Here is a 26,411-nt window from a genome sequence, read left to right as displayed (position 1 = left end):
TACCAGAACTGCTGTTGTACGAAGAGATATAAAATGTCATGGGAAGGCTGCACTTCAGCAAAGCTGTAATAAGATTGTCGATAAAAGCCTTTTTTGCTGAATAAAGTATGCTTTAATGCAAGAAGTACCACGAAATGATGATCCCTATGCCCCCCATTATTCAATCTCTGCTCGATACTGATTTATATAAATTCACCATGTTACAGGTGGTGCTGCATAAATTTCCGCAAACGCACAGTGTGTATCAATTCCGCTGCCGTAACCTTGAAGATACCGCTTATCCACTGAGCGATATTTTAGCTGAGTTGAATGCGCAGCTTGACCAATTGTGTCAGCTGAAATTTAAAGAAGATGAATTACAGTATTTGCGTAAGTTACGCTTTATTAAAAGTGACTTTGTCGATTATTTAGAACTATTTCAGCTCAAACGTCGTTTTATTCACGCCAGTATTGATGCACAAGGTCGTTTGGATATTCGGGTAGAAGGCCCGATGGTACAAGCCATGATGTTCGAGATTTTTGTCTTGGCAATTGTCAATGAACTGTATTTTCAGCGCATTCGCAATGATGGGGTCTGGGCAGAAGGCGAGCGCCGTTTACAGCAAAAAATTGCCTTGATTCAAAGTTACCAACAGCAGCAACAAGCTGAAGATCCGCCATTTTTGGTTTCAGATTTTGGTACACGCCGCCGTTATAGTTTTGCATGGCAAAAACACGTGATTACGGCCCTTCATCAAGCTGTACCAGAGGTGTTTCGTGGCACCAGTAACGTGCTGCTGGCTAAAGAATTAGGCATTACCCCAATTGGGACCATGGCACATGAGTTTTTACAGGCATTTCAAGCGCTAGATGTGCGTTTACGTGACTTCCAAAAAGCCGCGCTAGAAACTTGGGTGCAGGAATATCGGGGGGATTTAGGCATTGCCTTGACCGATGTGGTTGGAATGGATGCTTTCCTGCGTGACTTTGATCTGTATTTTGCCAAGTTGTTTGATGGCTTACGACATGACAGTGGCGACCCATATGTGTGGGGCGATAAAGCTTATGGGCACTATAAAAAGCTGAAAATTGACAGTAAAACTAAAATGCTGACTTTCAGTGATGGCTTAAATGTCGAAAAAGCGTGGGCTTTACATCAGTATTTTAAAGACCGTTTTCAGGTTAGTTTTGGGATTGGTACCAACTTAACCAATGATATGGGGCAAACTGCGCTGAATATTGTGTTGAAATTGGTGGAATGTAATGGTCAGTCGGTGGCAAAATTGTCCGATAGTCCGGGTAAAACCATGACCGATAATGACACTTTCCTTGCATATTTACGCCAAGTTTTTGAAGTACAAACCCCTCTTTAAAAACTTAACTCATTCAAGAAACCGAAGAAAATCTTCGGTTTTTTTCTAGATTAAATCATGTGATTGTTAAAATTCTGCGAAAGTTATGAAAAAAACAGCATGCCATCAAAAATGACCTATACTAAGTTAAAGTTGATTGCTAAACAGACTGAACCGCATAAAAATGAGCACATCTCCATTCAATTTTGGACTGCTGATTGAAGCAGAAGATTTAGTTCCCTTTTTAGGGCATGAAAAATTGCGCATTGTCGATTTGAGCCGCAATTCGGTGTACGAGCAATTGCATCTTCCGCATGCTTTACAGCTCAAACCGAGCATGTTGCTACGTCAGGATGAACATACGTCGGGTCTATTGCCTGAACCTGAGGCTTTACAAGACTTGATTCAGTATTTGAATATTTCTCCTGAACATCATGTGGTCGCCTATGATGATGAAGGTGGTGCATGGGCAGGGCGTCTGATTTGGAATTTGCACTGTTTGGGCTTTGAAAATACCAGTTTACTGAATGGTGGGATTCACGCATGGTTGGCAGCAGGTTTTCCCACCACTTCGGAGGTTGAACCACTGACTCCTGTGAGCAGTCTCGTTCCTGTTGTCGAGAAAAATCAGTATCGAATTCAATATGATGAGCTATTAGAAAAGTGCCAAAACCAGTCGGTGCAACTTTGGGATTGCCGCACCACAGATGAATATACAGGGCTGCGTTTGGCTGCACGACGCGGCGGTCACATTCCGGGAGCATTGCATTTTGAATGGAGTACTGCCCTTAATCGTGAAAATCATTTAAAATTGCATCCCTTAGAACGCACACGACAGCGTCTGGAACAACTCGGATTCAATTTAAACGAACCTGTAGTGGTGTATTGTCAGTCACATCACCGTTCAGGTTTGGCCTACATTTTAGGGCGTTTATTGGGTTGGAAAATTCAGGCCTATGATGGTGCGTGGAGTGAATGGGGCAACCGCCCTGACAGTCCTGTTATTACTGGAGAGTTGCCGTCTTGAGCCTCACATCACGTTTAAAAAAACAAATTTTCATTCAGGCACAACGCGTTGTGCCACAACATCAATTATCACGTGTTGTGGGCAAACTTGCAGCCAGTGAGCATCCTGTGCTAAAAAATGCGGTGATTACTGCATTCAAGGCGCAATACGGCATTGATATGTCTTTGGCAGAGCAAAGCAATGCCTTGAAATATAAATCTTTTAATGAGTTTTTTACCCGTTCTTTAAAGCAGGGTGTGCGGGAAATTGACAGCAATCCGAACAGCATTGTATCGCCTGCAGATGGGGCGATTTCGCAGCTAGGTAAAATTGAAGATGGGGCAGTTTTTCAGGCCAAAGGTCAGCAATTTACTGTTGAAAACTTAATTGCCGACCCGCAACTGGCTGAACCATTTAAAAATGGTCAGTTTGCAACCGTGTATTTATCTCCGCGAGATTATCACCGTGTCCACATGCCTTTTGCAGGCACACTCACCGAAACTTTATATGTGCCGGGCGAGTTGTTTTCTGTCAATCAAACCACAGCCGAAAATATTCCGGGTTTATTTGCCCGCAATGAGCGCATGGTATGTTTGTTTGACACGGAACTGGGCCGTATGGCGGTGGTTTTGGTGGGTGCCATGATTGTTGCGGGCATTGAAACCGTGGCGACAGGTAAAGTGAAACCATCAGGGCGTTTGGAGTTGAATCAGCACCAGTTATTCCTTGAAAAAGGTGCAGAATTAGGACGTTTTTATTTGGGTTCAACCGCGATTGTTTTGTTTGAAGAAAATAAAATGCAGTGGGATGTTGAATTCAAGGCCAATTCTGTGGTGGAAATGGGGAGAGCCTTGGGGCATATCGTTTCCGCTGAATAAAATCTGATGAATTGAGAAATAAAAAAACGCCAAAATAATTTAGCGTTTTTTATTTTTAACTTTGTAATTTGTTGGGTGTTGTATCCAAATCAGCGCTTAACTTTCGTAATACAAACGCTCTTTCGGGAACACAGCTTTGAATATAGAGCCTTGATTTTCTTTAGATTCGACTTCTAAGTGTGCATTGTGCTGCATTAAAACGTGCTTCACAATTGCTAAACCTAAACCTGTGCCGCCTGTTTGTCGGCTACGCGCGCTGTCTACACGATAAAAGCGTTCGGTTAAGCGTGGTAAGTGTTTCGGATCAATCCCGATGCCTGTATCTTCCACAGTAAAATAGCCTTGATTGCCATCATCATGCCAGCCAATGGTAACCGTCCCGCCTTTTGGGGTGTATTTAATTGCATTGGTGATTAGGTTGCTAAAGGCGCTAGCCAGTTCTACATCTGAACCAATCAGATCATAATGACTGTCAATATTTAAGTTGAGCGTATGTCCATAATCGACGTTATAGGCATGTGCATCGTCAAATAATTGATTCATTAAACTTGGCATTTCAATGATTTGATTTTTGGCGATGGTTTTTTCATTTTCAAGACGTGACAATAGCAGAAGGTCATTCACTAAAGCATTCATGCGTCGGGTTTGTGACTGCATTTGCTCAAAAGCACGTTTCCAACGCGGGTTAATATCATCCTGATCGGTAAAGGTTTCGATATAACCACTCAGCACGGTTAGTGGCGTACGTAATTCGTGTGAAATGTTATCTACAAAGTCTTTACGCATTTGTTCTAGGTTATGCATACGCGTCATGTCGTAAGCAAATAACAAACGGCTATCGCCACCAAACTGAGTCATTTTGATGTGTACATATTGCCCTTCATGGACACTCGATTTCATTTTTAAACCGTCAGGTGCTTGGTCAATATGATTAAAATATTCAATAAAACTAGGCTGGCGCAAAATAGTCAGGATGTTGCGTCCACGGTCTAAAGGCTGAATACCTAACAGTTTTTCTGCAGCAGGGTTCCACCATTCAATCTGATGATTTTCATCAATCAGCATCACGGCTTCATCTAATGCCACCAATGAAGACTGGGCACGATCAATCAACCCGACCATTTCGGCCTGAACTATACGTTCCTGACGTTGTGAGCGATAAACATTGAACAGTAATGCGCCCCAAATACCATGTAGATTCGGCGGTACATCATAAGGACGATTGGAAATCCAATCATTGACTAAATAGAGCGAACGCATTTGCTGAAGAAAAAACAGCAAAAAGGCGAGGCTAATACAAATCCAAAAATACCCAATCCCAAAACCAATCAAGCTTGCAATAATCAGGAAAAAGGCCAATAAACGAAAATCTTGTTTGGCAAAAGTCCATAAACTGCTGTAACGAACTTGTTTGATGTCACGGGCGAGTTCAGGGACTGGGTAAGGTTCGTACATAAAATAATTTTAGCCTAGAGCAACATCCGCACGTGTCGAGAAGCGATAACCGGTACCACGTACCGTTTGAACAAAACGGTCTACAGCATACGGTTCCAAGACTTTACGTAAACGACGAATATGCACATCAATAGTTCGGTCTTCAATATATACATTGCCGCCCCAAACTTGGTCAAGCAATTGCGCACGGGTGTAAGCGCGCTCTGGGTGCGTCATGAAGAACGCCAATAAACGATATTCGGTTGGCCCCATTTCTAAAATATTGTCGCCAAAACTGACACGCTGGCTAACTGGGTCCAAAATTAAACCGTTGGCATCAATGGTTTTTTCACCGCTTAGAGCATTGGCACGACGCAAGACGGCTTTAATTCGCGACACCAGTTCACGGGTCGAGAACGGCTTGGTCATGTAGTCGTCCGCGCCTGCATCCAAACCTTGAACTTTGTGATCTTCTTCGCCACGTGCAGTGAGCATAATCACAGGAATTTCGGCAAGGTTGTCATCGCGTTTTAGACGACGACACAAGTCTACACCGCTGACACCGCCTGGCATCATCCAATCAAGCAAGATAAGCGCTGGACGTTGATCGACAATCATCTGATGAGCTTGTTTTGCATCTTCTGCTTGTAAGCACTGAAAGCCTGCCATATCTAAAGAGGTATGGATCATCTCCCGAATTGGAAGTTCGTCATCGACGATTAAAATGTAGTCATCTTTCACAACGCAATATCCTATAGATGTTAACGGTGGGCCGTTTTATTTATGACAGGCTTATTACAAAGATTAATTATGACAGTATCATTGCAGAAAGGGTTAATTGAGCTATATTTGCAATAATTTGTGACAAATTAGTGTCGATTTGATGAAAAATCTGAATAGATTCAGTAAAAGTAAAATAATGAATTTGAAAAATATTATGAATATTTTTCAGTTTTATGACAATGTCGAAGAATCTTTCACAAAAGCTTGCTCTTTTTCCGAAAAGGTCTGTAATAACGATAAAAATACAATACGGCAAGAAGACAGCACATCTTCCATAGATTGTTTGAAATCGCTCATCACCCAGCGAATCGCAATTTGGGTGACGTAACCATTTAAACCAGTTGCCACCAATGAAATCTCACGGTTGGGGCGGTCTAAATGCGGCATCATCAGCATGACAAAGGCCTGAATCATGCGGTCAAAACGTGACATAGTTTCGTGAATAGTGGCTTGGTTATGTAGTTCTTGCACCAGCATGGCATCAATATAAATAATACGCGCCATTTGTGGGTTGTTTTTTAGCGTAGTTAGTAAAGCCGTTAGTCCTGCATCAATCATTTTTTTGGGATCCGCCGAAGCTTGCATAATGGCTTGCATGACATTTTGCTGTAACTCATCAATCAGTTTTAAAAAAATGGTCTGAAACAGTTCTTCGCTTTTTTTAAAAGATTCGTAGAAATAGCGCTCGGTCAGTTTAGCTTCGGTACATATATCTTTTACGGTCACGGCAAAAAAGCCATGCGTCCCATAGGCTTGAATACCGGCCTCAATCAATTTTTCACGACGTACCTGTTTGCGCTCAGTTAAAGATAAGCCTTTAAACTGTCGTTCTTTTGGTGATTTCTGGGTAGTTTTTTCTGTTTGTGCAGTCATGGGCAGTCGTTCTGTCCTGTTCAGTTAAGCCAAATACGAACCGTAAGCAGGCTTTATATTAGCAATAATTATCTGTTAAACCTATGATTTCAGATTCATATGCGATATTCCTACTAGTCTATATTGACAATACCTATTGTCAAAATTATATTTAAACCACAGCGCATCGCACAGCCCTACAAAACAACAAGCAGGTCTGAACTGTGCACGCCACATACTCAAGGAAATCACATGAAAAATTTTAAAAATAAAGTTGCCGCAATTACAGGCGCAGGCTCGGGTATTGGGCAGCAATTGGCTGTTCTATTGGCGAAGCAAGGCTGTCATTTATCGCTCAGTGATGTGAATGAACAAGGTTTGGCGCAAACAGTAGATTTACTCAAAGACAGTAATGTGCGCGTGACCATTAAAAAGGTGGATGTTTCTCAATTAGAACAAATGCGCGAATGGGCAGCTGAAACTGTGCGAGACCACGGCTCGGTCAATATGATTTTTAATAATGCAGGCGTGGCATTGGGTTCTACCGTAGAAGGTGCAAGTTACGAAGAGTTGGAGTGGATTGTTGGTATTAATTTCTGGGGTGTGGTCTATGGCACCAAAGAATTTTTGCCTTTCATCAAACAAACGGGAGATGGTCATATCATTAACATTTCCAGTTTATTTGGTTTAACTGCACAGCCAACGCAGTCGGCTTATAACGCAACCAAATTTGCGGTGCGCGGTTTTACCGAGTCTTTGCGTCAGGAATTGGATTTGGAAAATTGTGGTGTGAGTGCGTTGAGCGTGCATCCAGGCGGGATTCGCACCAATATTGCCAACAACGCCAAAATGAACGACAGCATACGCACTTTGGGTATGAATCCTGAAAAATCGGCACGTGCATTTAATAAATTATTACGTTGCCCGCCTGAAGAAGCGGCGCGCCAAATTTTAGAAGCGGTACAAAAAGACAAGCGCCGTTTATTGATTGGTAATGATGCTAAAACTTTGGATTTAATCCAGCGTATTGTTCCAACGGGTTATCAGAAAGTTACCGCATGGGCGACTAAGTTGGGCAAGAAACGCGGTTAATCTAACTTACAAATATAACAGACCATTCAGACCAAAACCTGAATGGTTTTTTTCTTCCAGACAAATTGATAATACGCACCCTGACCGATGCACAGACTCACAAATGCCAAGGCATAGGCATACCAAATTCCTTGCAAGCCCCACCACTGACTGAAGAAATAAGCACACGGCACTTCAATTAAAACAATCGCTAAAATATTGATGATCATTGGCACATTGACCGTACCACTGGCACGCATAATAGAGGCAAAAATTGCACTGGCACCAAAAAATAAAATGGCCCATAGCACAATAAATAAGAGCTGCTGACCCAGTACCACCACTGCCGGATCGGTAATAAACAGCGCCATCAGATATTTAGAAAATAAATAACCCAAGGTAACTAAAATACCTGTAATTAGCAGATTCATGCCCAAGGCAGTGCGGGTCACTTTGGCCAGCAATTCGGCTTTGCCTGCTCCAATGGCTTGTGCTGCAAAAATTGAAGCAGCTATTGCAATGGACAGCGCAGGAAATTGAATATAGTTCAACACTTGATTGACTGCACCATAGGCGGCAGTGGCTTCAGCACCGTGTCGATTGACCAAACCAACAATCACTAAACCTGCCATAGAGGTAGTGACCATTTGTAAGCCAGTAGGAATGCCCAAGCGTAAAATCACTTTGCTTAAATTGGGTTGATGCCGAATTTGACGTAGCAGATGCCTATCCATTTTTAGGGGATGGTTCTTTTTATTTAGGTAAATCACCAAAAAAATTAAAACAGCCAGATAGCCCATAATGGTGGCAATTGCAGGGGCAATAATGCCTAAGCGAGGAAAGCCAAAATAACCTGCAATCAGGATGGGAGTAATCACTAAGCCCATTAAACTGGTTAAACTCAGGGCAATGAGCGGCGTAAGGCTATCGCCCACTCCACGTAAAATTGAGGTATAAATAATATACACAAACAACAATGGGCTGCCTGCCAACATCCATTGCACATACGGCAGGGATAGATGCATCACTTTGGGATCTGTACCCAATAATCTTAAAATTTGCTCGGCAAAAATCACCCCTAAACAGGCAAACAAACTGCCGCCAATCAGTGTCATAAATAAAGTCGAACCGACAATACAACGCACTTTTTCAACATTTTGCGCTCCCCATGCTTGGCCAACCAACACAGTCGAGCCTGCTGAAAGTCCAATTACAAAGGCCATGAGGCAAAAAATAATGGGAAAAAATACCGACACCGCAGCAATGGCTTCTACCCCCAGCATTTGCCCGACAAAAATCGTATTAATGGTACCTGAAAGATTTTGCAAAATATTGGTGGCAATCAGTGGTAATAGAAACACCAAAAAGGTTTTCCAAAGTTGAGGGTGATCGACCAGTGCCTGAGGTCTTGCCATGCCAAATCCTGCGCTTCAATATGCGGTTGTTTGAAATTTCACATTAGCATGATTGAGTTATAAAAAGCCTTAGCTTTTCAGTAACTCAGTGCCGTTTTAGTGGCGCTTTGCCGCTTAAATTGCTGATAAAATTTCACCTGCACGCAACAAGGTTTCAGTTTTTTTAGCAAAGCAGAAACGGATTAAACGTAAATCATCGGGCGGGGTTTGATAAAATGCAGACACAGGAATACCGACAATGCCATGCTGCTCGGCTAGAAAATGGCACATATTGACAGCATTTAAGTCAGGGCGGATATTGCTGTAATCTAAATTTTGAAAATAAGTGCCTTGTGCAGGGCTGAATTGAAAGCGTGAATTGGCAATGCCTTGATTAAACAAATCACGTTTGTCCTGATAAAACTTTGCCAATTCTGCAATATGTTCAGGGTGTTGCTGCATATAATTTGCCAGTGCCACTTGCACAGGGCTAACCCCGCAGAAATTAATAAATTGATAGGCTTGGCGAAAGAGCTGCATTAAGGCAGGTGCCGCTGCACAGTAACCAGTTTTCCAGCCTGTGACATGAAAAGTTTTACCAAAAGAACCTACGACAAAACTACGTTCCCTCAGTTCAGGAAAAGACAACACAGAGCGATGTTGATGCGTATCAAAGACTAAATGTTCATAGACTTCATCGGACAGCACCACAATATTATGTTCCTGAATAACATCAATTAAATGCTGCCAATCTTGCGCTGACCACACTGTACCTGTGGGGTTATGTGGCGTGTTGATGATGATCATGCGGGTTTTGGCATGAATTGCATCTTTGACCCTATTCCAGTCCACCTGAAAATCCGGAGCATTCAGCGGAATATGAACGGCTTTTGCACCCAATAATTTTATACAGGGTGCATAACTGTCATAACTTGGATCAAAAATAATGACTTCATCGCCTGCCTGTAACACGGTTTGCATGATGCTAAAAATAGCCAGTGTTGCCCCTGGGGTGATGGTAATTTCACTGATCGGGTCAAGTGTTAGCTGATCACGCTGTAAAAATTGCTGTGCCAGTTGTTCACGTAGCGGCAAGTAACCATCGCCCGAAGGATATTGATTAAAGCCTGCGTGTGTGGCTTGGCTTAAAGCATCCAGTAATGCTGCAGGTGGGGGAAAGTCGGGAAAACCCTGCGATAAATTTAAGGCATTCAGTTGTTGTGCCAAGTTAGACATCGTACTAAAAATACTCAGACCTTGAGCAGGCAGTTTCGCGTGAATATCGAGCATAGTGGGGTTCTGGTTGTGGCAGCAGTTTGTTTTACATCGTAGCGTTTTCAGGAGTGAATGCAAATGGGGTAAAGGGGGTTGATGTGGCTTGAATAGATCGTTCGAGGCGTTATTTTTGATTGAACACCTCAAGATCGATTTATCATAAAACTTGCATCTCAAATCAACTCCACCAATGCCCGGATAATCCCCAATCCTAGACCAATAAATGCACCTACGACCACACCATTGACCCGAATCATGTGTAAATCACCACCGACTTCGTTTTCAATTTTGCCAATCATTTCGCGAGAGTCCCATTCGTGAATACGCTCACTAATAAAACGAATCACTTTTTCACTGTATTGATCTGACAAATTCACCGCAATCGTACTCATTTTTTCATTCAGTAACTGACGTACTGCGGTATTAGCAATAATATTTTCACCGACTTGCTGAATGGCAACACGCAAGTTTTGTGCAATTCCCGAATCAGGTTTTTGTAAATCTTCCTTAATCGCATTGCAAAGAATCACCACCGCACCACTAATAAAATTCAAGACTTGTGGACTGTCTAACAGGGCATTTTTAGTGTCATTCAGACGCAGACTGGCACTGCTGTTGTTATCTGCCAGTTGTAACATCAGTTGTTGTCCAGCTTCTTCAATTTTTTGTCGCCAAGGATGCTCAGGGTCTGCCAACATAGATTCGACCCGTTGCAATAAAGAATCTATGGTGCGTTGTTGCACATCAATTCCAATCCAGCTCGCACCTTTGGCCAGTTTCCACACGCCAAGTTCTTTAAACAATTGACGGGTCAATTCACGGCTTTTTTCAGGATGTTTCAGCATCCAGTCATGGGCAAGGTCTAAACCGCGTTGTAGCACATCCTGATGGAAGTCATTTTCCAAAACCGCACGCAGCATTTCACTGGCCAAGTGGTTGACCTGCGTGTTGCGGACCCATTGCACACTGTTGCTTTGAATAAAGCGCCCAATTTGTTCTTGCCCGACAAATTCAAAAATTTTCGGTACAGTCTGCTGAATGACTTGGGTTACTTGCGCATTATTTTGCGGATTCGCCAACCATTTACCCACGGCTAAAGATAAGTCAGTGCTGTGCAGGCTTTTTTGTACCACGTGTGGCGATAAAAAGTTTTCCTGCACAAAACGCCCCATCGACTCGGCAATACGGTCTTTGTTGCGTGGAATAATTTCGGTGTGATCACGCAAGAATTTAGGAATTGGCATTTTGCCAAAAGGGTTGCGAAACAGCACCGTAATTGCATACCAGTCTGCCAAACCACCCACCACGCCTGCTTCGGCAGACAGCATTAGAATGTGAATCAACCACGTATATTCAGGCAGTAATTTTGCGGTCAGCATTAATGCCAGCCATGCCACTACGGCAATCACTAAAGCAATGGTCGCAAAGCGTTTACTGCGTTGCAGACTCGGAGAGGTATGCTGCGAGCTGGTCGCTAAAGTGTGGTCAGACGCTGTATTCATGCAGGCATCCTTATTTCATTAGGGCGCGGCAGGGGCGGAGCTTGGTGGAGTTAATGGTTGTCCTGTTGGACTTAAACCATATTTTGCCCCCAGTGATTGTAAAATCAGGCTGGCATCAAAGGCATCTTCAGGTGCAGATTTTTGATCTTTAAAACACTGAATGGTGTAAGACACTTGAGTCGGATCGAGGGTGACCACTTGCGGCATATCATAGAATGGGTCAGGCCAGAAGGGTGCGCGACGATGATAATATCCATACGGCGAATAACTGTATGGATAGTAACTTGGTGCAGGGTAAACCACGGCTTGTCTAGGTGGTTTCTGGCTACGATTACTTGGGTCATCTAGAACTTTAAACAAGCGAAAACCGTGTTGCAGCGTGGTTTGTGCTGCTTTCACCAAAGTAATTTCTTCTGCGGTGCCAAAACTCATGTTATGACCCGCTAAAAAACTAATCCGATAGGTCTGCACATTCAGTGGTGTGGTGCTGTATTGCCCCAATTGTTCAAAGCTGAGTGGTTTAGAGGGTGTCGTGGCACAGCCTGTAAACAGCAAACTGCTGGCAAGGGCAAGACCGAGGAGGAAATATTTCATGTGAAAGCTCCTGTACACATCAACCAGCCAAGACAAACTCGCCAGTTAAAAACTGCTATTGGGTTGGGTTAAAAACTCAAGCTCTTCTGCACTAGATGGGCGTCCCAACACCTGATTCCGATGCGGATAACGTCCAAAACGGTCAATAATTATTTTATGTTTCAGTTCATAGTCCAACACGGTGGGGTCATTCAAACGTTCAAACAACGTCAATGCGACTTCATGAATACGTTTGGATTCACTGTGCATAAACGGCATATATAAAAAACGGCGTTCAGTTGGGTTTAAGTTTTGATCCAATTTTAAGTGAATCATTTCTTGTGCCAACACCAAGGCCATTCCATCTTGGGCAAAGGCACGCGGGTCATTGCGGTATAAATTACGTGATAATTGATCTAAAACAATAATTTCAGCTAAACGACCTGCGGGTGTTTCGCGCCATGTCCATAATTCTCCTTGTGCAGCTTGTTGCAGTACATCGGTAAATTTTTCTGCAAGCAGGGCATCAAACTCTGCGCTTTTGACAAACCAGTTCGGTTCTGCAGCAGGAGAAAACCAAAAATCTAAAAAATCTTGATAATTCATACGCTTTATTATTTAGCTCTGTTCTTTTGATTATAAAATCACAAATTGAGCATGTCTTATAGTGCAACTTTGTGATAAAAAATTGCCAAATTCATGTGAGTCTCACTTTTAATTTGAAAGTGAATGAAATTTATGATGATGGTTGTTTGAATGAGAAGATGAAAGATTGCGACGGAGTTATGCAACATCTTCATCGGATTTTTGGATTGACCTTTGGTTCGACCTACCTTGCGAAGCTTCTCATTCGGCAAAATGAGAAGCTTCGCAAGAAAACCCTCTGTGGAGCAGTGTTTTCAATACAAAACCTGTTTAGTTGAAAATATTAGCCACTGTGGATTTGCGCTGCAAACAAAGCCATGCTTGTTTTTGCTGAGGCTGTGGATGATGTTTCCGAGTATCGTGTGGTTATTATGAATGTGGGTTTATGGGAATTAAAATTTATTGACCTTGACCACTTTTTTATAAGAGGTCAGTATGCCCCAAAATCATCATTTAGTTAGAAAAAAACAGCCCAAACGCATGTGCTGATGCCAAATCAAGTTATACTTGAACGGTGGTAATTTCATCTCAGATCATGTGTATGATAGAGAAAATTACCCCCGACCCAAAATCAGCCTGTGGTTTATGTCGTATTTGTAGTGTATTGGATTAAGCGAGAGTGTAATGAGTCAACCCGAACCAAATGCGCAAGATGTTCTACCAGCATGGGTAGATGCTGCGTTGCTTCAAGGGATGTTGCGCGGAATTGAACGCGAAAGTCTGCGTATGCAAAGCGATGGCTTCTTGTCGCAGCATGCACATCCTCAAGCCTTGGGTTCGGCACTCACACATCCACACATTACCACGGACTATTCTGAAGCGCTAATGGAGTTCATTACTCCACCGCAAAGCAGCATTCAACACGCGCTGGATTATTTGCGTGATATTCATAGTGTAGTGAATCAACACTTGGGCGAAGGTGAAAAGCTTTGGCCACTGTCCATGCCGTGTATGCTCGATGAAACCGATGACAGTATCCCACTGGCGCAATATGGCAGCTCCAATATCGGGCGCTTTAAAACCTTGTATCGCCGTGGTTTGGGGGTGCGCTATGGTCGCCGTATGCAGACCATTTCAGGGGTTCATTATAATTTATCCTTCCCTGAGCATTTATTTGCCGCCTTGCAACAACATGAAAACGATGAGCAGCTCAAAGCACTGAGTTTGCAAGATTATCGCAGTCATCGTTATTTAGGTTTAATTCGTAATTTTATTCGTTTAACGCCATTGGTGATGTTCCTGCTCGGTGCAAGCCCATCGGTCTGTAAGTGTTTTATGACAGGGCGTGCACATCATTTGCTGCCGTTGTTAAGAGGCACGTTGTATTTACCGTATGCGACTGCATTGCGTATGGGTAACTTTGGCTATCAAAACTCGGCGCAGAAAAAACTTGGTATTCATTACAATGATTTAACGGGTTATTTGGATGGTTTGCAAAAAGCCGTAAAAACCCCGTATTTGCCATTTAGCCGCTTAGGTTTAGATGATGCGACGGGAGAGCCAATTCAAATTAATGACCATGTGCTGCAAATTGAAAATGAATACTACAGTTTGGTGCGCCCAAAACAAGTACCACAAGAGGGCGAAACGCCATCTCAAGCACTTGCCAGTCGGGGTATTGGCTATGTCGAATTACGTGCGGTAGATGTCAATCCGTACAGCCCAATTGGAATAGATGAAGATACGGCAGGCTTTTTGGAAGTATTGGCATTGTATTGTTTGTTACAAGATAGCCCAGCCTTGTTAGATGCAGAACAAAGCATCATCGAAAACAATCAGGCCGAAGTGGTCAATCGTGGGCGTGCGCCAAATGCGCACATTCAAGAGGGCGATATCAAAATCCCAATAGAAGCGTGGGGGCAGCGGTATGTCACCGCCATGCAACCTTTGGCTGCTTTACTTGATCAAAGTTATGCGACGCAGCTGTATTCTCAAGCTTTAGAGCACATGATGGCACGTTTGCATGAAGTCGATGAAACCCTGTCGGCCCAAATGATTGCCGATACTATTCAACATGGCGGTACCTGGGGCTTTGGCAGTTATATGGCACAGCAACATGCACATGCCTATGAGCAACATGCGTTGCGTCCTGAAACACAAACATATTTTGATGAAATTGCAGTGCAATCTATTCAACAACAACAACAACTTGAACAAGCACAGGGTCTGAGTTTCGCAGACTATGTTGCACAATATAGATAACAGCTCAGAGATTTAAACATGCAATTGAGTTATCGTCAGCTAAGTGGTGTTTTATTTTTCGCTAGTGTCATTGGGATGACATTTGCATTGTATTTGGAGCATGTGCAAGGTTTAGCACCATGTCCACTGTGCGTTTTTCAGCGGGTGGGTTTAATTGCATTGGGCTTGGTTTCACTGATTGCCTTTGTGCATAACCCTAAATCTAACGTGGTTAAGCGTATTTATGCGCTGCTCGGCAGCATTGGAATTTTATGGTCAGTGGGTGTGGCAGCACGACACGTGTGGCTGCAAAATCTACCGCCCGATCAAGTGCCAAGCTGCGGCCCAGGACTGGATTATTTGGTAGATGCTTTACCTATGAAAGCTGTATTACAACAAGTACTGTCGGGTTCAGGTGAGTGTGCCGTAATTGACTGGACGTTCTTAGGGCAGTCTTTACCAGTGTGGTCATTGTTTTTCTTTAGCGTGTTGGCAGTCATCAGTTTATGGCAATTGCTGCGTAACTATCCGTTTGTGGCATCGGCAACATTTGGCAAAGTGAAGAAGAAATAAATTCGGGCAGCCTGCCCACTGAATTGATAAAAATGCGCCATCCATAAAATTGAGATGGCGCTTTTTTGTTTAGGTATTATAGGTCTGTGAAAAACCCATCTAAAAATCATTGTGTTGTAGGGTATTTTGAACTGCTTGGACTGTGTTAGGTAAGTGCAATACCTTCTAAACTTGACCAATCGCCAATAAATTCATGAATTTGCTGCTCTGGTACCTCAGCATGCGCAGGATAAAACCATTTTACCAATTGCTCTGCCACACTTGGATGATATTGTAACTGGAAGTGGTTCAGACCATAGAACACAGCTTTGTGCGATTCAGGCAGTTTTAATTGAAAACGTGGGTTAGGATGTTCCCCCAAAGCACTTTTTATACTGACTAAATAATCACCAATGATTTTGCGGGTCAGGTTCTGCTTTTTCTCAAACTCAATACTGCCTGCTACGAAATAAGCGTTAATATGGGTCGGCAAAGGCGCAGGTTTGCGGTTGTCATCTACCTGTCCAATTCGTGCCTGATTGTGTTCCCAGTCATCATCTCGCACACTGCCATAGCGCAAATCTAAAATGCCGTTGCTGCGAATATTGACCAAATGCCCGACAATTTTCACAATGGGGAAGCGACCTAATTTTTCCTGTAAATGGAAACCAAAACGCTCTAAAACTGCCCCGTGATGTGGTGAGCCCAAACAGACCAGATTTTCGACCAAGTGAATCCAGTGCTGTAAATTTTGCTTACCGTAAAACAGCGCACTGCGCGATACCAAACCGCCCATGCTGTGCCCAATTAAATCAATACTGGTAATTTTAGGATGACGCTGAATTAAATCATCTAATGTATTGGCAAGGCTGCGACCATTGGCAGAAATACGACGTCCTGTATTGTAGTTTAGATATAACATGGTGTTATGGTCACGTTGTGCCAGTAATTTTTCACCAAAACCACCAAATTGATGTGTCGTCCAATCGAGGTGATTACGGCATAAACCGTGCACAAAAATTACCACACGCCCAGATAAATCGCCCTGTTGAACTTCGCCATAATGGTCATAGAGCACCATGGGTAAGGCGAGCGGATTTTGCTGTTCGAGTAGATAATCTCCCAGTATGCCATTTAGTACGCCGACTAAAAAGTGTAGGCTTGGCGTAAGTGCTTTGTCATGTAAGTTGGGAAATTGCGCAATAATTTGACGCAAACCTGGCGCAACAAAGTGATAGCCATATTGTTGTAAGCTGTTGAAGGCAAACTTATACAACTTTTGAAAAGTCGCAGTTTTTTGAAACTTTTGCGAGCGTTGTTCGCTCATGCCAAATACGCTGAGCAACACTTCACGTTGAATGGTTTGAATCACATCGCTCATCACGGCATTCAGGCGCGTGCTGACCAACTGTGCCAAGCCTTCTAATACATCGGCTTGACTTGGAGGTGTACGGTCCCATCTACAATATGTTTCATGCAGCGGTGTTAAACTTGGCATACTGTGTTGCCCCTTGCGTTCCCATCTACCGAACGCTTTATTTTTACTTGGGTTCGCGGTATAAACTCAAGAGTCTGCTGGCATTTCATGAATTTGCAGGATTGCAAATTTTTAGATGAATTGTCACCAACCCCGATACTTTTATTTTATCGTGTTCATCTTGAACTACTTGTAACATACCGATGACTGCCAAAATGTTCGCATCTTTTTGTCTAACAATTGCATTTTTCCATGAAAATTAAATTAAAAACGCAAAATAAGTGCTGTATCAGCCAAAAATTGAATGGTGTTGCTGAGAAATGTCACGCATGAATTTAATTTATTTACATGGTTTTCAAAGCAGTCCTTTGTCCATGAAAGGGCAGCTATTGCATGCTTATGTACAGCAGCATCGACCTGATATTCAGATGCACTTGCCCGATTTAAATGCTCCGCCTTTAGAGGTTTTGGCAAACGTTTCGGGATTGATTCAAAGCTTGACCAAAGTGGCGTTGGTAGGCAGCAGTCTAGGCGGATTTTATGCGACACAACTGGTCGCACAGCATCATGTACCTGCTGTTGTGATCAATCCTGCTATGCGACCATGGCAGTTATTTCAGGACTTGTTTGGCGAGGTGCTGCCCTATGTGGTACATCCGAATTGGAGCTTAACTGCAGCGCAATTGGATGACTTAGCAGACATTGCGTTGCCAATTGTGCAAGATGCAGACAAAATATTGGTGTTATTGCAACAAGGTGATGAAGTTTTGGATTATCGTGAAGCACAGCGTTATTATAGTGCTGCCACGCCTTCGGCCATGATCATGACTGAAGCGCACGGCAATCATGCCATGGATGATTTTGCAGACAAAATTCCGATGTTACTGCAATTTTTATCGGATTCCCTAGCCTAAGGAAACAGTACAACGTGTCTCAATATACCGCTCAATCTCTTGAAGTTTTATCTGGTTTAGATCCAGTACGTCGTCGCCCGGGCATGTATACCGACACCACACGTCCAAACCATTTGGCGCAAGAAGTTATTGATAATGCGGTGGATGAAGCACTTGCAGGGCATGCCAATAAAATTACCGTAAAAGTCTATAAAGATGGCTCTTTGTCGGTAGAAGACAATGGCCGTGGTATGCCTGTCGATATTCACCCAGAATACGGGCAAAGCGGGATTGAAATTATTCTGACCAAGCTGCATGCAGGCGGTAAGTTCAGCACCGACAACTACCAATTTTCGGGTGGTTTGCACGGGGTCGGTATTTCTGTCGTGAATGCCTTGTCCAGTCGGGTTGAAGTGACCGTACAGCGTCAGGGCAACCTGTATAAAATGGCTTTTAATCAGGGCGAAGCCGCTGCACCTTTAGAAGTCTTGGAAGGCAAAGCGCCAAAACGTGCTTCGGGTACGTTGGTACATTTCTGGCCTGAAGCTAAATATTTTGATTCACCTAAATTTGCGCTAAAAGCCTTAAAGCACAATTTAAAAGCCAAAGCGGTACTGGCTGCAGGTTTAGAAATTCATTACATTGATGAAATTAACGATGAAGAAATTGTCTGGCAGTTTGAAAATGGTCTAGTCGACTATTTGATGGATGAGTTGGAAGATCGTGAGATTGTACCTGCTCCTGCTTTTGTGGCGACAGGTGAGGCAGAACGTGCTAGTGCAGAATTTGCAATTTGTTGGAACGTAGAAGGTGGCGAGCAAATTCAGGAAAGTTATGTCAACTTGATTCCGACTGCGCAAGGCGGTACGCATGTCAATGGTCTACGTTCTGGTGTGACCGATGCTTTACGTGAGTTCTGTGAATTACGCAATTTATTGCCACGTAATTTAAAATTGTCTGCCGAAGATGTTTGGGATGGGGTCAACTACATTTTATCGTTAAAGTTCCAAGAGCCGCAGTTTTCAGGGCAAACCAAAGAGCGTTTATCGAGCCGTGAAGCCGCAAGCATTATGCAGAATATCGCCAAAGATGCCTTTGCCTTGTGGTTGAACCAAAACTCTGACATTGCCATGCAACTGGCAGAAATGGCTATTTCTAAAGCAGGTCGTCGTTTAAAAGCGGCGAAAAAAGTAGAACGTAAAAAAATTGTTTCAGGCCCAGCCTTGCCAGGTAAACTGGCCGACTGCGTGGGGCAAACCCGTGAAGAATCGGAACTGTTTATTGTAGAAGGTGATTCTGCAGGGGGGTCTGCCAAACAGGCACGCGATAAAAACTTTCAGGCGATCATGCCAATTCGTGGAAAAATTTTAAATACGTGGGAAGTATCTTCGGACGAGGTTTTGGCTTCACAGGAAGTACACGATATTGCAATTGCGATTGGGATTGACCCAGGCAGTGATGACTTGTCTGAATTACGTTACGGGAAGATTTGTATTTTGGCCGATGCCGACTCGGATGGTTTACACATTGCTACCTTGCTGTGTGCTTTATTCGTGAAACATTTCCCAAGCTTGGTGGAAGATGGGCATTTATACGTTGCCATGCCGCCATTATTCCGTATTGATGACGGTAAAGATGTGCATTATGCGCTAGATGAAGATGAGTTGGAAAATACGCTTAAAAAAGCCAAAACCAAAAATCCGCAAATTACCCGATTTAAAGGTTTGGGTGAAATGAATGCCAGTCAACTACGCGAAACCACGATGGATCCAAATACACGCCGTTTGGTGCAACTCGATTTAGATGACAGTCATTTTACTGCAGGTTTATTGGATAAATTGCTGGCCAAAAAGCGCTCTGCAGATCGTAAAATATGGTTAGAGCAGAAAGGTAATTTAGCCGATTTGGCGGTTTAGCTGATTTAGTTTGGAAAAAGCATCCATTATTTCAAAAAAGTAATGGATGCTTTTTAGTGTGATTTTGATTGGTATTTTATAATTCAATATTTTCAGGCCATAAAAAATATCCACCATATTGACTAGTTTTAAATTCTGCACCTACGTCTTTGCCTTGTTGAGTGAGTATGTGCTTTCCAGCATCATTGATATTTAAGAAGCCTTTTTCGGTAAAATGAGCCAATAATTCATTGGTTTTCATTTTATGTGTTGCTGCAAGTTTAGATGATGTTAATTTACCAACATTATTGTCATTGGTTTCTTCGACGGATTCATTGGTTGGTTCGGCTTTCACTTCATCTAAACTAATTCTAACTTCATCACTAATACGGATAATACGCTGTGCTTCTTCATAAGCGTCTTTAAAGACATCTTGATCTTCATATTTACGAATCAAAATGCCCATTTCGTTATTATTAATTTGGCTAAATTCATAAAGATTTAGACTGGAAATAATACATTCAGACTCATTGAGATAGCATTTAGCATGTAAGTTTTTACAAAAACTGAGCCGAACAAAATCAAGTTTTTGCATCCATTTTATTTCATCAGGATGTAAATCGCTTTTTCCATAAACGATCCGAATATCAATTTTGAGTCGATCTTTATCTTCAAGTAATTCTTTAATACGATCATTTAAACGTAAATATGGGCTAATTAAAATTAACCTTTCTTTGGCATTTTTTATCAGTTCTTCTAAGAAAAAATTGGTCGCGCTCGTATTCAAAAACTTAGCCATTTAACCCTCCTCATCGTGTCTAAATTATTAAGTCCTGAGTATAGCGAATTTATTTAGGTAATTATTTGATGATTAAAATATTCTAAAATTAAGGTAAAAAAAATGGAGCATCTTGTGCTCCATTTTTATTGATACTTAACTAAAGAACCAATATACGAATAATGAAATAATAAATACGCACATGACGTTCAAGACCATGCCCACACTCATCATTTCACTTTGTTTAATTTGACCAGTACCAAATACAATCGCATTTGGTGGCGTCGCCACAGGAAGCATAAAGGCACACGATGCCCCAATACCAATAATCACCACTAAAATTTCTTTTGGAATACCCATTTGGTCTGCAATTGCAGCAAATACAGGGACCAATAATGCAGCAGACGCCGTATTGCTGGTAAATTCAGTTAAGAAAATAATGAAGATGGTCACCGCAAAAATCACCACCAATGGAGAGGTATCCCCAAAGGTATTGGCAAGGGTTTGACCCAATACCAAAGATGCACCTGAATCTTTTAAGATTGCACTGAGGGTTAAACCACCACCAAACAGTAATAACACGCCCCAATCGGTATTTTCAGCCACTTGCCGCCATGATGCAGTACCTAGCATGACCACCAAACATGCAGCAGCTAATGCAGTCCATGTATCGGGTTGGCTAATACCAAAGGTATCGCTAAGTTTTTTACCAAAAATCCACGCCACGGCAGTACATGCGAATAAAATCATCGTTGCAATACGGGTTTTGGTCCAAGGAATGACTTCAGTTTCAAAATGAATTTTCTGGTTTAAATTTGGACGCAATACCAAATATAAGCTGACCAACATCGCTGGTAGTAAAATCAGCATCATTGGTAAACCAATTTTCATCCAGTCAGCAAAGTCATAGTCTAATGCTTTGGCTGCAATGGCGTTTGGCGGCGAACCGACCAAAGTACCTAAACCACCTAAACTGGCAGAGTAGGCAATCCCCAATAAAATGAAAACGAAGGTTTTACGCTCTTTGGTGGCATCAAGGTGTGATAACAAACCCAGTGCCAACGGTAACATCATTGCCGCGGTGGCTGTGTTGGAAATCCACATTGACAACGCAGCAGTGACCGCAAAAATAGATAAAACCGAAATCCCCAAGTGACCGCCCGACATGGAAATAATCCACATTGCAATTTTACGATCGAGTTTCTGAATGTGCAGTGCAGTCGCTAAAGCAAAACCACCAAAGAACAGGAAAATAACAGGATCGGCAAAAGTTGCCAATGCCTTGCTGGTGCTAATTGGCTCAAGCACTTTGCTGGCATTTTCTACAGGCATGCCCAAAATTACGGCAAGCACCGGCACCAAAAGCGCGGTAATGGTAATATGTACAGCTTCGGTGAGCCATAAAATACCAATAAAAAGCAACAGACTTAGACCCTTATTCGCATTTTCGTCATAAGGCAAGACATTGTATAAACCGAAAGAGAGCAGGGCTGCAATTGCAACAATCACCCAGGTCTTGATCAGTTCTTTTCGCTTAATACTGGCTGGCACTTCTATATGGTTATTTTCCATAGAAGTTCACTCCGTCAAAAGGAATTAAAAGAAAAGAGGGAAGATTGGTCGATGCAAACGACCGAAGCAGTCTGAATAGACTGTCTTTTAAGCTAGCTTTAATTATAGGTTTAAAAATTTATTTAAGCCAAAAAAATCTAAATAATTTTCCATTTGTTAAGTGCATTTTAATGATTTATACCATCAATGCAGGCTGTTTTAAAATGATGGATAATCCTTGAGCAATTGCGTAAATAGCCATAAGACCCAGTAAAGTAAATACAATCTGCTTAAATACAGCCTGAGAAATATTTTTACGAATCTGGCTGCCCACATAAACCATTGCCACAGAAATTAGGCAAATTAGGGCTAAAACTTGTAATTGTATGTGATTAAATTGTTGAATGACAGGAAATAAAACTGCCAGTTGAATGAGTTTGGAAATAATAAAATTTAAGTTACTAATCACTACAATATCAGTTTTGCTGTGTTGGGTGCTGAGCAAATACATCATCAGAAATGGTGCCATGGCATTCGTTGCACCACCAATCACACCTGCTAGAAAACCAAAAATCAGCATATTTTTCAGTGAGGCAGAAATTTGCAAAGGATGCTGTCGAAATTGATCGGCCACGTAAAGCAGAATTAGTAAACCCATCGTAAATTTTAAATAGCCTTCATTTAGAATCAGCAGCAAACTGACGCCCAAATAGCTGCCAATCAGCGCACTGAGAATTAAGCCCCAATATTTTTTGCAGTAGCCATATAAACTGCTCAATAAAGATTGCTGTGTATCGCCCCGCAGCATGAATAGATTTAACAGTAAACAGGGAATAAGGACTAAGGCAACTGCGGTACTGAGTGGATACAGCATCGCCACTGCTGCGGTGCTGAGCATAGGAAAGCCAAATCCACTCATGCCATGCAAAATTGCAGCAATCGCACAAAACATCAGAATAATGAAATCGGTTTTTTGCATGTGGGGTTCACAGTGCTTTTTATTTGAAATTTAACTCAATGTAGCGGAGTTTTGCACCAAGTACAAATGGCTTGCGTGCTGGTGAGCAATGTATAACGATTGAAACTATTTTAACGACCAATAAAAAAGCAAGACTGAAGTCTTGCTTTTTTGAATAGAGATGAGGCTGGCTTAGAAGTGGTATTTGACCAATGCGCTAACATCGTTTTGATCTACGCCTTTAATTCCAAACTTGTTGTTCCAAACAGAGTGTTCGATACCCACGTATAATTTAGTTTTAGGTGAAATGTGTTTGCCAACATTCCATTTATATTGAGAAGTCCAGTTCAATTCGCTGGCATGGTCATCTTCTGCCGTAGACCAGTCTAGGAAAGCATCGGCCAAGAACTCTTCTGAACCAATTTTAAATGGAACAGCATAATTGATGGTCATTTGATAATCATCTTCTTGGTCATCATTTTCTGCTTTATAGAAGTTGATGTTTGCATATTGGGTATATGGAATGTCTAAAGCAAATCCAATACCGTATAAGAAGTTATTGAATTCAGTATTGGTACCGTGTCCAGCATTATGTTCCCAAGTGGTTGCAATGAGAACATCTTTCACTGGGCCAAAAGATAAGTTTTGACCTGTAGTTTCACCCAAGCTTAACCGTGGTGCTAATTCAAAATAGGTTGAGTCATCATCATTGCCATCCCACTGTTGGTCAACGAAGAAGAACACATCAGAATATTTGAGTTTAGCTGCATATTCAGCAGTAAGAGTTGTACGATCTTCAGTACCTACCTCATAGTTTTCGCCATAAAGGCCAGTCAAGCTGAAATCCTGCCATACAATAGGATTCGCTTGCGTAAAAGTTGCAGCAGTGGAGAGAGCGCATAGCGCAGCAATGTGTGTAAATTTCATAAAATAAGCCCCCAAGAAAAGCGTTTCAAGGATACAGATTCCTTAGCAAAAATAAAGCAAAATTCGATTATTGACGGGTCATTTTGGGTGTTTTTATCAGTTTTGGGGGTTGAGTGTTTTTTAACGATTTAAAACCAATGGTCAAAAATACAAAGCAGAATATTGTAGATGTAACTAAATCCTTTAAAAGCATCAAGTTGCTTATAAGCAATAGATTGAACAACATGGTGCTATCCAAATTGATCGCTAATTGAACATCTAAGCTGAAATTGGTGATAAAAGGGTTATTGTTTTGCTGCTTTTCTATAAATATCGCTTGCATATTTTTCAGATAGGCCCGATATTCAGGGTATAGGGACACGGTTCTGCAGAATTAAAAGTGTTCATCATTCACGTAGGAGGAAGTGATTCCAAATGCAGTTGAAGATGTACTTTATGCTGTAAAAACAGCATATTATAAACAAGCCAATACGTATGTATTTAAGATTTTGGCACAACAAGATTCAGAAATAACGAACGCAAGAGGATGAAATTATGAACATTGAAATCCGTACCGATAAAAACATTCAAAACAGTGATCGATTAATTAGTTACGTTCGTGAAGAACTGAATAATGAATTCCAACGCCACAGTGAGCGTATTACCCATTTTTCAGTGCATTTTAGTGATGAAAATGGTGAAAAAGGCGGTGATGACGACATTCGTTGTATGATTGAAGCTCGTCCAGCAGGTTTAAAACCAGTGGTTGTGAATCACCGTGGTCATAATATTGATACAGCCATTCATGGTGCGATTGACCGCTTAAAACGCAGCCTAGAACATACGTTTGAGAAAAATGAGAATCCTCGTGGTGTACGCCCAGAATTTGTAGATACAGATGTTGGCGGTGACGACGAATAAGAATCATACCGTTTAGGTACTGTATTTAGGAGCCTCGCAAATTTTGCGAGGCTTTTTAGTGTTTGCACGCAGCCAATCCACAAAATTCACGATTTGCTGACATTTATCTCATACAAATGTCGCTTTATTGGGCATAATAGTTCTAAATTAAACATTGAATAAGAGAGCTCTCTGCATGTTAACTGCGCAACAACAAGTCTTGGTGCAAGCAATAGAAGAATTAGACCTTGCCCAAGTGCAACGCCTATTGGCAGACGGTTTAGACCCTAACTTTATGGATGCCGAAAAAGGCCCTGTGATTTCAGTTTGGTCAGATGGTTTATTTCAATGGTGGGAAAAAGTCTGTGAAGCATACGAAGCAGGTCAACCACTCACAGAGCAGCAAAAACAGCAAGATTTACAAGTGCATCTAGATATTTTAGAGGCATTGATTCAAGCTAAAGTGAATTTGCATTTATGGGATGCCGAAGAAATTTACGGCCCGTTATGGGATGCAGCCTCTGCAGCGTGTGTTCCTGCAGTACAGCGTTTATTGGATGAAAAAGTCGATCCGAACAGCAAAGATGAAGATGGTTTAACTATTCTATCTTCAATTAGTGATTTATTGTTTGATTGTGATTTTGATGAAATACAGTGGTCGGATGCTTTGCCAGAAGAACAACAGACTTTAGAAGTGTTGCGTCGTTATGGCGCAAAAATGAGCAAAGAATTGGCCTAAGAGCAGAGATAATAATATGTCAGCATTAAAAACAGTTGGTTTAATCGTGGCGGCAGGCATCAGCATGCAGGTGAGCGCGGCAGATTTTGAATTTGATCGTCCTGGTGCAGGAATGAGTACGGGTATTACACCTGTAGGGAAATTGGCTTGGGAACAAGCTTTGCCAAGTGCAAGTTATCAGGAAAGCAACAATGCTTTGGGTGAAAAAGTTAAAACCACTCGCCTCAATGCTGACATGCTGTTACGTACAGGTTTGGCGCAAGATTTAGAGTTGCAATTGGGCTGGCAAGGTCCTGCATGGAGCAAAAGCAAAACCGCAGGTCAATCAGTTGAAGAGGATGGTTTAGGCGATGTCAGCATTGGTTTGAAACAAGCCATTGACTTAAATGACGACAAACTTTCTATGGCCGTGTTGTTGCAAGCTTTAATTGCTACAGGCAATGATGGTTTTAGTGAAGAAGATGATATTTATATCTTGGCTACGGCAGTCAACTATCAATACAGCGAGCTGTTAAAAACAGGCATTAACATGCGTTATGATGTGCAAAATAGCGATTGGGCGATTACAGCGATTCCCAATATTCAATACCGTTTAAACGATCAATGGTCGGGTTTTTCAGAATTGGTCTATCGTAAAGCTGAAAGTCAGGATAATGAATATGGCTTAACTTCAGGGGTGATTTACGCACTGAATGAACGCATTCAGCTGGATGCCAGTGTCGGCGTAGATTTAGACGGTGTAGATAAAAGTTACCGGGCAGGTTTAGGGATGGCGTTCTTGTTCTAAGCCATTTAAATCATTTAAGGCTTTAAAATACGTTGTATTGCAGTAGGCCA

General features: G+C 42.1%; 24 protein-coding genes. 11 read left to right on the top strand and 13 right to left on the bottom strand.

All coding sequences use genetic code 11. The features are described from left to right. The first annotated feature begins 146 nt into the window (after positions 1-146). The 3 genes from pncB (at position 147) to asd (ending at position 3,215) form a co-directional block, all read left to right on the top strand. Positions 147-1,352, top strand: a complete 1,206-nt coding sequence (gene pncB, locus AC0T5Z_RS13105; protein WP_435337025.1) for a nicotinate phosphoribosyltransferase — start codon at positions 147-149, stop codon at positions 1,350-1,352. Positions 1,353-1,515: 163 nt separating this feature from the next. Further along, positions 1,516-2,358, top strand: a complete 843-nt coding sequence (locus AC0T5Z_RS13100) for a sulfurtransferase (RefSeq protein WP_435337026.1) — start codon at positions 1,516-1,518, stop codon at positions 2,356-2,358. Next, the gene (gene asd / locus AC0T5Z_RS13095) at positions 2,355-3,215 is read left to right on the top strand and encodes an archaetidylserine decarboxylase (RefSeq protein ID WP_435337027.1); all 861 of its coding nucleotides are present in this window, start codon (positions 2,355-2,357) and stop codon (positions 3,213-3,215) included. The genes AC0T5Z_RS13100 and asd overlap by 4 nt, the downstream gene beginning before the upstream one ends. Before the next feature lie 96 nt (positions 3,216-3,311). On the opposite strand, the gene phoR is transcribed toward asd, so the two are convergent. From phoR to AC0T5Z_RS13080, 3 genes are all read right to left on the bottom strand, one after another. Beyond that, the gene (phoR, locus tag AC0T5Z_RS13090) at positions 3,312-4,670 is read right to left on the bottom strand and encodes a phosphate regulon sensor histidine kinase PhoR (RefSeq protein ID WP_435337028.1); all 1,359 of its coding nucleotides are present in this window, start codon (positions 4,668-4,670) and stop codon (positions 3,312-3,314) included. 9 nt (positions 4,671-4,679) lie between these two features. Beyond that, entirely contained in the window at positions 4,680-5,390 is a 711-nt protein-coding gene (phoB, locus tag AC0T5Z_RS13085; RefSeq protein WP_291333875.1) for a phosphate regulon transcriptional regulator PhoB, read from the bottom strand. A gap of 213 nt (positions 5,391-5,603) precedes the next feature. After that, positions 5,604-6,305 carry a TetR/AcrR family transcriptional regulator gene (locus AC0T5Z_RS13080; protein WP_435337029.1) on the bottom strand — a complete coding sequence of 234 codons (702 nt, stop codon included), beginning with the start codon at positions 6,303-6,305 and terminating at the stop codon, positions 5,604-5,606. A gap of 231 nt (positions 6,306-6,536) precedes the next feature. Here AC0T5Z_RS13080 and AC0T5Z_RS13075 point away from each other — a divergent pair, with 231 nt between their 5' ends. Beyond that, positions 6,537-7,376, top strand: coding sequence for an SDR family NAD(P)-dependent oxidoreductase (locus AC0T5Z_RS13075; protein ID WP_435337030.1), 840 nt, complete (start codon positions 6,537-6,539; stop codon positions 7,374-7,376). Between the two features lie 26 nt (positions 7,377-7,402). On the opposite strand, the gene AC0T5Z_RS13070 is transcribed toward AC0T5Z_RS13075, so the two are convergent. From AC0T5Z_RS13070 to AC0T5Z_RS13050, 5 genes are all read right to left on the bottom strand, one after another. Beyond that, on the bottom strand, positions 7,403-8,770 hold the full coding sequence (locus tag AC0T5Z_RS13070) for an MATE family efflux transporter (RefSeq protein WP_291333869.1): 1,368 nt from the start codon (positions 8,768-8,770) through the stop codon (positions 7,403-7,405). A 114-nt stretch (positions 8,771-8,884) separates the two neighbouring features. Beyond that, a complete protein-coding gene (locus tag AC0T5Z_RS13065) occupies positions 8,885-10,039 on the bottom strand; it encodes a methionine aminotransferase (protein WP_291333867.1) in 1,155 nt (384 codons plus the stop codon). 158 nt (positions 10,040-10,197) lie between these two features. Continuing rightward, positions 10,198-11,526 carry a DUF445 domain-containing protein gene (locus tag AC0T5Z_RS13060; RefSeq protein WP_291333865.1) on the bottom strand — a complete coding sequence of 443 codons (1,329 nt, stop codon included), beginning with the start codon at positions 11,524-11,526 and terminating at the stop codon, positions 10,198-10,200. Between the two features lie 18 nt (positions 11,527-11,544). Continuing rightward, a complete protein-coding gene (locus tag AC0T5Z_RS13055; RefSeq protein WP_291333863.1) occupies positions 11,545-12,120 on the bottom strand; it encodes a CC0125/CC1285 family lipoprotein in 576 nt (191 codons plus the stop codon). A 45-nt stretch (positions 12,121-12,165) separates the two neighbouring features. Further along, positions 12,166-12,705, bottom strand: a complete 540-nt coding sequence (locus tag AC0T5Z_RS13050) for a DUF924 family protein (RefSeq protein ID WP_291333861.1) — start codon at positions 12,703-12,705, stop codon at positions 12,166-12,168. A gap of 663 nt (positions 12,706-13,368) precedes the next feature. Here AC0T5Z_RS13050 and gshA point away from each other — a divergent pair. Both gshA and AC0T5Z_RS13040 read left to right on the top strand, forming a co-directional pair. Next, positions 13,369-14,946 carry a glutamate--cysteine ligase gene (gene gshA / locus AC0T5Z_RS13045; RefSeq protein ID WP_291333859.1) on the top strand — a complete coding sequence of 526 codons (1,578 nt, stop codon included), beginning with the start codon at positions 13,369-13,371 and terminating at the stop codon, positions 14,944-14,946. Positions 14,947-14,964: 18 nt separating this feature from the next. Continuing rightward, a complete protein-coding gene (locus tag AC0T5Z_RS13040; RefSeq protein WP_291333857.1) occupies positions 14,965-15,498 on the top strand; it encodes a disulfide bond formation protein B in 534 nt (177 codons plus the stop codon). Positions 15,499-15,643: 145 nt separating this feature from the next. Here the strand turns inward: AC0T5Z_RS13040 and AC0T5Z_RS13035 are convergent, their stop codons facing one another. Beyond that, positions 15,644-16,975, bottom strand: a complete 1,332-nt coding sequence (locus AC0T5Z_RS13035) for an alpha/beta fold hydrolase (protein ID WP_291333855.1) — start codon at positions 16,973-16,975, stop codon at positions 15,644-15,646. A 308-nt stretch (positions 16,976-17,283) separates the two neighbouring features. On the opposite strand from AC0T5Z_RS13035, the gene AC0T5Z_RS13030 reads away from it, so the two are divergent. After that, a complete protein-coding gene (locus tag AC0T5Z_RS13030; RefSeq protein WP_435337050.1) occupies positions 17,284-17,868 on the top strand; it encodes a YqiA/YcfP family alpha/beta fold hydrolase in 585 nt (194 codons plus the stop codon). Between the two features lie 14 nt (positions 17,869-17,882). Then, positions 17,883-19,763: a DNA topoisomerase IV subunit B gene (parE, locus tag AC0T5Z_RS13025; protein ID WP_435337031.1), complete on the top strand. Its 1,881-nt coding sequence runs from the start codon at positions 17,883-17,885 to the stop codon at positions 19,761-19,763. Between the two features lie 76 nt (positions 19,764-19,839). Here parE and AC0T5Z_RS13020 read toward each other — a convergent pair whose 3' ends face one another. The 4 genes from AC0T5Z_RS13020 to AC0T5Z_RS13005 form a co-directional block, all read right to left on the bottom strand. Beyond that, entirely contained in the window at positions 19,840-20,541 is a 702-nt protein-coding gene (locus AC0T5Z_RS13020; RefSeq protein WP_435337032.1) for a phospholipase D family protein, read from the bottom strand. A 135-nt stretch (positions 20,542-20,676) separates the two neighbouring features. Continuing rightward, positions 20,677-22,092, bottom strand: a complete 1,416-nt coding sequence (locus AC0T5Z_RS13015) for an SLC13 family permease (protein ID WP_435337033.1) — start codon at positions 22,090-22,092, stop codon at positions 20,677-20,679. Between the two features lie 175 nt (positions 22,093-22,267). Continuing rightward, entirely contained in the window at positions 22,268-23,050 is a 783-nt protein-coding gene (locus AC0T5Z_RS13010; RefSeq protein ID WP_353675308.1) for a sulfite exporter TauE/SafE family protein, read from the bottom strand. Positions 23,051-23,221: 171 nt separating this feature from the next. Continuing rightward, positions 23,222-23,956 carry an outer membrane protein OmpK gene (locus AC0T5Z_RS13005; RefSeq protein WP_435337034.1) on the bottom strand — a complete coding sequence of 245 codons (735 nt, stop codon included), beginning with the start codon at positions 23,954-23,956 and terminating at the stop codon, positions 23,222-23,224. Positions 23,957-24,490: 534 nt separating this feature from the next. Between AC0T5Z_RS13005 and AC0T5Z_RS13000 the strand changes: the two genes are divergently transcribed. The 3 genes from AC0T5Z_RS13000 (at position 24,491) to AC0T5Z_RS12990 (ending at position 26,361) form a co-directional block, all read left to right on the top strand. Next, complete coding sequence (locus AC0T5Z_RS13000; RefSeq protein WP_291334254.1) at positions 24,491-24,856, top strand: HPF/RaiA family ribosome-associated protein; 366 nt, start codon at positions 24,491-24,493, stop codon at positions 24,854-24,856. Between the two features lie 175 nt (positions 24,857-25,031). Then, entirely contained in the window at positions 25,032-25,574 is a 543-nt protein-coding gene (locus tag AC0T5Z_RS12995; RefSeq protein ID WP_435337035.1) for an ankyrin repeat domain-containing protein, read from the top strand. Positions 25,575-25,590: 16 nt separating this feature from the next. Continuing rightward, on the top strand, positions 25,591-26,361 hold the full coding sequence (locus AC0T5Z_RS12990; RefSeq protein ID WP_435337036.1) for a transporter: 771 nt from the start codon (positions 25,591-25,593) through the stop codon (positions 26,359-26,361). Positions 26,362-26,411 lie beyond the last annotated feature (50 nt).

The organism is Acinetobacter pengchengensis (genome assembly GCF_982235305.1).
The sequence above is the reverse complement of the archived record's forward strand: the minus strand, read 5'-3'. Positions and strand labels throughout refer to the sequence as shown.